Below are 8,127 nucleotides of genomic sequence, written 5' to 3'. Positions count from 1 at the left end.
CTAAATTCAAAAATATGTTAGGATTACTAACATATTTGATAAAATTTTTAAATTCCGCTGTAATTATTTATGATTTCTCTTCTTCCACTTACTTCTAATTTTTTGTACAGGGCTGTGAGATTATTTTTTATTGTTTTCTCACTAATATAAATTTCCTTTGAGATGTCCTTATTAGTTTTGCCTGCTATTATTTCTTCTAATAAGTATTTTTCTCTCCTTGTAAGTGTCTTTATCTTGTCAAACTTTTTACTTCTATTTCTCTTAGCTTCCTTTAAGCTTTCTTCTATATATACATATCCTCTTAAGGTCTTATCCACTGCTTCAAGTATTTCTTCTTCTGATGACTTAAGACTTAAAAGAGAGTAGTCGATGTTAAGTGGAAGGTCTCTATCTCCAACTATTCTTATTTTTTCTTCTCTTCTATTTTCTAAGTTTTTGTCCTCAAAGATCAATAAGTCAAAGTCTTCTCTTGTAGATTCATAAAAATCAAGGACTTCATAATCCTTTAAAATATTTTGAAGCCCTCTTTTTATTATTTGGCTATTTGTTTCAATGGCAATTCTAGTCATTTAAACTTTTTACACTTTCTCTTTCAAGTATTTCTGATGGAAGCACTACATTTTCTGAAAAGTCGCTATCTTCCTTGGCAATTTTCTTCAAAATCTTTCTAATGGAAACTGCTCCAATGTCATAATAAGGAATCTTAACAGTGGTAAGCTTTGGTCTATAAATATTTGAAATGTAGGATCCGCCAAAGCCTGTTACAGAAATATCTTGAGGTGTCTTGTAGTTGTTGTCTAAAAGCAAGTTCATTAGGTGAATTGCAATTGTGTCATAGGATGTAAAGAAAGCTGTTATTTTTTCTTTTTTTATTGCATTAATAATATTTTTTTCTTCATTTTCTACATCTTCTGCCTCAAGACCTTCAACAAATAAGTTGATTTTCTTTAGACCATGTTCCTCCATGGCTTTGTTATAGCCTTCGATTTTTTTCTTTTCAAAGGTTCTGTCATAGTCCCTTCTAACTCCTAGAGAGGCAATATTTTTGTGTCCTTTGGCAATTAAAAGATTTACCATGTCATAGGATGCCTTTTCATAATCAATTGTGGCAGAGAATTTTTCTATGTCGTAGAAATTGCTTATTATTACATAAGGAATTTTGCTTTCTTCCAACTTGTATTCAAGTTTAGGATTGTGCAAGTTTGAAATTACAATTATTCCTTCTACTTGTTTTTGTGCCAACAAGTTTGCAAACTTCATTTCAGATTCTTGATCGCCATAGGAGCTTGATAAAAGTATGTCGTATTTGTACATTCTTCCAACTTCTTCCACTCCTCTTAGGATTTGTGAAATAAAGTTAGACCCAATGTCTTCTACAATTACACCTATTAAATTAGACTTTTTTGTAACTAAACTTCTAGCCACTTCATTTGGCTTATAGTCCAAAACATCTATGGCGTGCAAAACTCTTCTTCGTGCCTCTGGGCTAACGGGTTTTGAGTCATTTATTACCCTTGATACTGTAGAAATGGACACATCTGCCATTTTTGCTACATCTTTAATTGTAGATGCCATACTTTCCTCCTTATGGTATTATTATTTTTAACCTATTTTCCAACACTTTAAAATTCATAGGAAGTGTAGAAGTCTTTTCTCCATCAACATCTATTGTCACTTCTTCATCAGATTCTATACTTATATTTTTTGTCTTTAGATAAATTACCTTGTTGTGGTCTATGTGCTTGCCTCCTACTAGGGATGCAAAAAGTTCAGGCACATCAGAAATTTTTATTCTCTTAAAAATCAAAACATCTAAATATCCATCAGATACATCGGCAAAGGGCGACATTTTTTTGAAACCGCCAACTGAAGTTGAGTTAGTTATTAAAAACAAAAGTGCGTCTACGCTTTCGTCTATCTCCTTGCTTTTTACCTTTAAATTAAAGGACCTTTGATATTTAAAAATTCCCTTTTCCAAAAGTTCTCTGGCACCTTCAAGATAGTATGCCATATTGCCAAGACTTGCCTTCCTTTCAGCAGAGACAGTGTAGGCAATTTCCGTTAGCATTCCACCAGCAGCTACATTTATAAAGGCCCTATCGCCTGCAAGACCTAAATCAATGGTCTTTAAATTATAATTTTTTATCATTTGATAAAATTTAAAGGGCGAAGTTGGAAGTCCTTGGGCATTGGCAAAGTCGTTTACAGTTCCACTTTGAAGAATTGCAAGGGGAGTATCTCTCTTTGAAAGATATATTCCATTTACAACTTCGTTTACTGTGCCATCGCCACCAGAACATATTATAAAATCTTCTCCCGTGAAATTTAAAGCGAAATTTTTGCCGTCGCCTTCCTCATGGGTAAATAATAATTCAATTTCATATTTATCGTGGCTCATTAGCTCAATTAATTCTAAAATTTTTCCTAGAGCTGCGCCTCTGCCCGAATTTGGGTTTGCAATTATCTTAACTCTCTTCATTCTACTCCTCGTACTATGTAAATTAAATCTCAAAGCTTGCTCTTGGTCAAGACTTAATTTTGAAAATAAAAGAAGACGAAGCAATAACTCCGTCCCCTAGATCATTTTAAAAAGACTTCTTTAACTGTCTTTGCAACTTCTCTTAAAATATAAAAATAGTCGATGGCGTTATTTGAACTAAGTGAAATAGTTTTAGCAGTATCAGAAATAACATCTGAAACATTCATAACTGTGTTTGATACCCTTAAAGAAGTATCATCGACCTTTCTTGTAATTCCATTAACAGTGTCTGAAACTGAACCAACTGTGGCAACAACCTTCTCAATTTCTGGTTTTACATCATTTACTAGCTTTGTCGCATCAGTTGAAATTGAATTTACATTTGTAGAAATGTCCTTTGCATTGTCCATTATTGAAGGAACAGTCTTTATAGTGTGATCAATCTCGCCTTGGTTTCTTTCAACAATTTCATTGACATTCTTCAAGATTTTCATAACATTTAGCAGTACTAAAAATAGTGCAACAAGTGCAGCTATACCAGCTACATATAATAAGAAACTTAGTAGGCCACCAATTGTAAATGCTTGATCTAACATTTTATGCCTCCTATCTTATTTTCTAGCTTCCTTTTCTGCTTTTTCTTTTGTTTCTTCAACAGTTTCTTTTACATTTTCAGAAGATTTTTTAGCTTCTTTCTTGATGTCTTTTGCGCCTTCCTTTAAGTCGTCTTTAACTTCTTCTGCTGTATTTTTAACTTCTTCAGTAGTGTTCTTTACATCTTTTTTAATGTCTTCAGCACCAGCTTTAACAACTTCGCCAATTGCCTTTGCCTTTGCCTTTGCTACTTCAACATCTTCGTCAAATTCAGATTTTTTAATAGCAGCTTTTTCTCTCAAGTCACTGTAAGTTTTCTTAGCTTGTTCTCCAGCTTGATATGCCTTAAATTGAATAGTATCTTTAGCATCGTTAGCTGCATTTAGTGCTTGGTTGGCAGCTTCCTTTGACTTGTTTGCAATATCTTCACGAGTTTTTTTGCCTTCTTGTGGTGCAAATAAAATTCCACCAATTGCTCCAAGTGCAATACCTGTAGAAATCTTAGAAATTTCTTTAAGTCTTCTTCTTCTAACTGCCTCGTTACGTTTTTCTTCTAAATAATCAAATAATCCCATAATAACTCTCCTTATTCTTTAATATATCTTTTACGATTTGTTAATTTATTACCCTATTTATATAAAAATAATCAATTAATTTTTTTCCCTAATAATAGTAAAAACCGCAATGCCGTTACCTAATTAATTCACCCCGCCCATTTTCATGGTGGGTCAAAAACTTGATAGTGTCTTCTGACTTCCGCTCAAAGGCGGCTTGTCATATCTCACTCATACACAGTTTCCCGTGTTCTATTTGTCGGTTGAATTAAATAGGATTATTTCGTACATCGCAGAATTTACCTAATTAAATTATAACTCAATGAAATCACTTTTTCAATAAAGCGTAGGAAAAAAATGAAAATCTTCTGGAAGTTTTGCAAGAATTTCTATTTCCTTATCCTTTCTTGGAAGCTTTAATTTTATGGAATAGGAGTGAAGGGCTTGCCTATTTATTAAATCAGATTTTTCCCCGTAAAGGCTGTCGCCAATTATTGGATGACCAAGGTGGCTTAGGTGAACTCTAATTTGATGAGTCCTTCCAGTGTGAAGAGTCAAAATTACTAGGCTCATATTGTCATGTTCTTCAAGGACCTTATAGGAAGTGATGGATTTCTTGCCAATTACATAATTTACCTCTCGCCTAATCCCATCTTCACTTGTGGCTATAGGTGCATCAATAATTCCTTCCTTCTCCTCAAAGATTCCCTGGCAAATTGCCAAATATTTTTTCTCAACCTTGTCTCTAAATTCACTAGAAATTTTATCTTGAGCAAAGGAATTTTTTGAGGCAAGAACTATGCCAGAGGTATCTCTGTCAAGTCTATTAATAAACCTAACCTTTCTCCTTATCTTATTTTCCTCAAAATATCCCAAGAGATAATTTAAAAGAGTGCCCTGGCTGTCGTCCTTTGCCGTGTGAGTCACCATTATTGGCTCCTTATTTATTACAAGAAGGTCGTCATCTTCATATAAAATATCAAGAGGTTTTTTTTGGACCTTGCCATTGGGATCTTCATCTTCAAACCTTAGAGAAATTATGTCATTTAGCTTTAACTTTTTATTTTTTTTAAGTAACTTTCCATCTAAGTAAATATTTCCATCTTTTACAGATTTCCTTATTAGGCGAGAGGAGACTCCACGCTTTTTTAAGTAATCGTTGACCTTCATTTTTTCACTAGCTCTGAAATTTAAAAAGTCTTTTGAATTTAATCTATACATTTTACACCTCTAGTCAAGGAGACTTTATTCGTTTATAATATAAATAATAAAGAAAAAAATCAAGGGGGTTTAAGCTTGTCAAAAATTATAAATATACTTACAAATGCAAATTTTGAATCAAAAAAAACTGCTACAGAATTGCATAAAGTTTTAACAAGATATGGCTACGAGCCCTTTAACGGCTTCAAAAAAAATGCCGAGCTTTCCATTTGTATTGGAGGAGATGGTTCCTTTATAAAAGCTATTCACAAAAATGACTTTCCAGAAATGCCCTTCGTGGGAATAAATACAGGTCACCTTGGCTTTTATCAAGAGATAAAGCCTGACGAAATTGAAAAGTTTGTTAAGGATTATAAGAATGGCCACTACATAGTTGATGATATAAAGCTTATAAGTTCAGACATCTACACAAAAAACAAGGTCTACAAATTTTATTCAATAAACGAAGTTGTCTTAAAGGCAGCTCACTCAAAGACCATACACATGAATGTCTTCATAGACAGAAACCATGTGGAAAAATTTTCTGGTGACGGCATATTAGTTGCAACACCATCAGGCTCCACTGCCTACAACTTTTCCTCTGGCGGTGCCATAGTCTATCCAAGCCTACATGTCTTACAGATGACGCCAATTTCTCCAGTGAACTCTCAAGCCTACCGTTCTCTCGGCTCATCAGTAATTGTTCCTGGAGTTCACACGATTTCTCTTGTGGTGGAAAAGCGCTACAAGGATTCAAACCTTTTATTAGTTGACGGAAACGAATATTTTTTCAACAACCTTCACAGGGTAAACATTAGGCTATCAAATAAAACAATAAAAAAACTCGTCTTCTCAAATAATTCCTATTGGGACAATTTAAAAGACAAGTTCCTATAAAGTTCTGAAAATTTTCAGAGCTTTTTTTATTTTTTTGTGATGAAGCTAAAGGAGTATAATAAAAACCTCTTGCTAAAAATATAGAAAAAATCTCACCCAAAATTTATGGATGAGATTTATTTTTTATTCTTATTTATTTCTTATTTTTTATTGCTGCCTTTACAAAGCCATTAAATAATGGATGAACCTTTGTTGGCCTTGACTTAAATTCTGGGTGAAATTGACAAGCAAGGAAGAAGTCATTGTCCTTCATTTCAATTATTTCAACTAAGTCCTTGTCTTCGTTTATGCCAGAAAATGTCACGCCAGCTGATCTAATTTTTCCCCTATAGGCGTTGTTAAATTCATATCTATGTCTATGTCTTTCTTTGATTTTTTCCTCGCCATAAAGTTCATAAGTCAAAGTTCCCTTTTCAATTGTGCAGTCATAATTTCCAAGTCTAAGAGTTCCGCCAACATTTTTGATGTCCTTTTGATTTTCCAAAAGGTCTATAATTGGATAATTTGTCTCTGGATTTATTTCTGTTGAGTTTGCATCCTTATAGCCAAGTTTATTTCTGGCAATGTCAATTAGGGCAACTTGCATGCCGTAGCAAATTCCAAAATAAGGCACATTGTTTTCGCGAGCGTACTTTGAAGCCATGATCATGCCTTCTGTTCCACGAGAGCCAAAGCCGCCTGGCACAATTATTCCGTCAAGTCCTTCTAAGATACTAGCGTCCTTTTCAATATCTTCAGAATCTATCCATTTAATCTTTACCTTGTAGCCATTTTCGCAACCTGCATCAGTAAGTGCTTGTGTAACAGAAAGGTAGGCATCGTGAAGGCTTACATATTTTCCCACAAGACCTATTGTAACTTCGCCCTTGACATCTTTAAATCTTTCAACCATTTCTTTCCACTTGCCCTTTGATGCTGGCATGTCTTCAAGTTCAAGTTTCTTTAAGATGTAATCGTCTAAATGTTGTTCGTGGAAAACTAGTGGCACTTCATAAATTAAGTCTACATTAGTTGATTGAATAACTGCTTCCACTGGCACATCGCAGAATAGAGAAATTTTTTCTCTCAAATCCTTTGTTACAATTCCATTAGACCTTACTATAATTACATCAGTTTTAATTCCATTGCTCATAAGTTCCTTAAAGGAGTGTTGAGTTGGCTTAGTCTTTAGCTCGTCGGAGCCTGGAATGTTTGGCACTAGAACTGTGTGCACAAATAAGACATCTGACTCCTTATTTTCTGAGTGAATTTGTCTAATTGCTTCTAAGAATGGTAGGGACTCAATGTCTCCCACTGTTCCGCCAATTTCTGTAATTACAACATCAGCCTTTGATTCCTTGGCAGCCTTATAAACTGCATTTTTAATTTCGTTAGTGATGTGTGGAATTACTTGCACAGTTGCTCCGTCATAATCGCCACGTCTTTCCTTGGCAATTACAGTTGAATAAACTTTACCAGTTGTAATTGATGCGTCCTTAGTTAGTTCTTCGTCGATAAATCTTTCATAGTGGCCAAGGTCAAGGTCAGTTTCTGCTCCGTCTTTAGTTACAAAAACTTCTCCATGTTGGTAGGGACTCATAGTGCCTGGGTCCACATTTAGGTAGGGGTCAAACTTTTGCATAAATACAGAAAGTCCTCTGTCCTTTAAAAGTCTTCCAATACTTGCTGCAGAAATTCCCTTGCCAATTCCTGAAACAACTCCACCTGTAACAAATATAAATTTAGTCATACTTCCTCCTAGCTTAGTGAATTAAAAATATCTTCATAAGATGGCAGCGTAATATTTTTTCTTGAAATTAATTTTTCCATGTCATCTGCAACTTCTCTTGTGGCGTGAAGTTTTGTGGCAATATTTCTTTCAACATACTCTGCCTTTTTGTAAATGTCATCTATTTTGCTTGAATGTAAAAGCAAGGCTTCAATTTCACCTTCACATTCCATTAACTTTGTAATCATCTTATCTATTTTATCATACTTAGAGCTTAGCATTTCATTATTTTTAAAATTTAAAACATGACTCAAGTCACTTAGCTCGGCAAGACCCATAGGGATTATGTCCTTTTCAATCATGGACATCATTATCTTTGCCTCTAAAGTGTGATAGATTACAACTTCTTCTAGGTTTACTTCATAGCTTGCCCTTATTTCTTTTTCAGTATAAATTCCTCTCTTTAAGAAAATATCACTGAAGTCAAAATCCTTTAAGGCAACTAAGGCATCAAAATAAGTCTTGTGATTTGCAAGTCCCCTTCTCTTTGCCTCTTCTCTCCACTCAAGAGAATAATTATCACCGTCGCAAATTACCCTGTCGTGAGAAATCATAATTTCCCTTACTATTTCAAGGACAGCTCTTCTTAATTTCTTGTAATCATCTTTATAGGGCTCAAGTCTTTCATAAATCCT

8 protein-coding genes, 1 other RNA gene and 1 pseudogene are annotated in these 8,127 nt (G+C 34.2%); 1 reads left to right on the top strand and 9 read right to left on the bottom strand.

The genetic code is table 11. From position 1 onward, the window contains the following. Positions 1-47: 47 nt before the first annotated feature. The 7 genes from Q0U74_RS07320 to Q0U74_RS07290 all read right to left on the bottom strand — a co-directional run bounded on the left by Q0U74_RS07320 (position 48) and on the right by Q0U74_RS07290 (position 4,848). On the bottom strand, positions 48-569 hold the full coding sequence (locus Q0U74_RS07320; RefSeq protein ID WP_297393735.1) for a LuxR C-terminal-related transcriptional regulator: 522 nt from the start codon (positions 567-569) through the stop codon (positions 48-50). Further along, positions 562-1,575 (bottom strand): LacI family DNA-binding transcriptional regulator, encoded by a 1,014-nt coding sequence (locus tag Q0U74_RS07315; protein WP_297393733.1) that lies wholly within the window; start codon positions 1,573-1,575, stop codon positions 562-564. The genes Q0U74_RS07320 and Q0U74_RS07315 overlap by 8 nt, the downstream gene beginning before the upstream one ends. 10 nt (positions 1,576-1,585) lie before the next feature. Beyond that, a complete protein-coding gene (locus tag Q0U74_RS07310; RefSeq protein ID WP_297393731.1) occupies positions 1,586-2,479 on the bottom strand; it encodes a diacylglycerol kinase family protein in 894 nt (297 codons plus the stop codon). Positions 2,480-2,580: 101 nt separating this feature from the next. Continuing rightward, complete coding sequence (locus Q0U74_RS07305) at positions 2,581-3,075, bottom strand: hypothetical protein (protein ID WP_297393729.1); 495 nt, start codon at positions 3,073-3,075, stop codon at positions 2,581-2,583. A gap of 15 nt (positions 3,076-3,090) precedes the next feature. Further along, entirely contained in the window at positions 3,091-3,648 is a 558-nt protein-coding gene (locus tag Q0U74_RS07300) for a YtxH domain-containing protein (RefSeq protein WP_297393727.1), read from the bottom strand. Positions 3,649-3,745: 97 nt separating this feature from the next. Then, positions 3,746-3,929: non-coding RNA, 6S RNA (gene ssrS, locus Q0U74_RS07295), on the bottom strand. A gap of 34 nt (positions 3,930-3,963) precedes the next feature. Continuing rightward, positions 3,964-4,848, bottom strand: a complete 885-nt coding sequence (locus tag Q0U74_RS07290) for an RluA family pseudouridine synthase (protein ID WP_297393725.1) — start codon at positions 4,846-4,848, stop codon at positions 3,964-3,966. A gap of 75 nt (positions 4,849-4,923) precedes the next feature. Between Q0U74_RS07290 and Q0U74_RS07285 the strand changes: the two genes are divergently transcribed. Further along, positions 4,924-5,724 carry an NAD(+)/NADH kinase gene (locus tag Q0U74_RS07285; protein WP_297393723.1) on the top strand — a complete coding sequence of 267 codons (801 nt, stop codon included), beginning with the start codon at positions 4,924-4,926 and terminating at the stop codon, positions 5,722-5,724. 133 nt (positions 5,725-5,857) lie between these two features. Here Q0U74_RS07285 and Q0U74_RS07280 read toward each other — a convergent pair whose 3' ends face one another. Further along, complete coding sequence (locus Q0U74_RS07280; protein WP_297393721.1) at positions 5,858-7,453, bottom strand: CTP synthase; 1,596 nt, start codon at positions 7,451-7,453, stop codon at positions 5,858-5,860. An 8-nt stretch (positions 7,454-7,461) separates the two neighbouring features. Beyond that, positions 7,462-8,127: pseudogene (locus Q0U74_RS07275) on the bottom strand (glutamine synthetase); the annotation flags it as partial.

Source organism: uncultured Peptoniphilus sp. (assembly GCF_946998875.1).
In the GTDB taxonomy this organism is placed as follows: Bacteria; Bacillota; Clostridia; order Tissierellales; family Peptoniphilaceae; genus Peptoniphilus_A.
The sequence above is the reverse complement of the archived record's forward strand: the minus strand, read 5'-3'. Positions and strand labels throughout refer to the sequence as shown.

What these genes read in the sequence shown, in the direction of transcription:
- Q0U74_RS07315 (WP_297393733.1), bottom strand. Translation starts at nt 1,575, where the DNA reads ATGGCATCTACAATTAAAGATGTAGCAAAAATGGCAGATGTGTCCATT.
- Q0U74_RS07310 (WP_297393731.1), bottom strand. Translation starts at nt 2,479, where the DNA reads ATGAAGAGAGTTAAGATAATTGCAAACCCAAATTCGGGCAGAGGCGCA.
- Q0U74_RS07280 (WP_297393721.1), bottom strand. Translation starts at nt 7,453, where the DNA reads ATGACTAAATTTATATTTGTTACAGGTGGAGTTGTTTCAGGAATTGGC.
- Q0U74_RS07305 (WP_297393729.1), bottom strand. Translation starts at nt 3,075, where the DNA reads ATGTTAGATCAAGCATTTACAATTGGTGGCCTACTAAGTTTCTTATTA.
- Q0U74_RS07290 (WP_297393725.1), bottom strand. Translation starts at nt 4,848, where the DNA reads ATGTATAGATTAAATTCAAAAGACTTTTTAAATTTCAGAGCTAGTGAA.
- Q0U74_RS07300 (WP_297393727.1), bottom strand. Translation starts at nt 3,648, where the DNA reads ATGGGATTATTTGATTATTTAGAAGAAAAACGTAACGAGGCAGTTAGA.
- Q0U74_RS07320 (WP_297393735.1), bottom strand. Translation starts at nt 569, where the DNA reads ATGACTAGAATTGCCATTGAAACAAATAGCCAAATAATAAAAAGAGGG.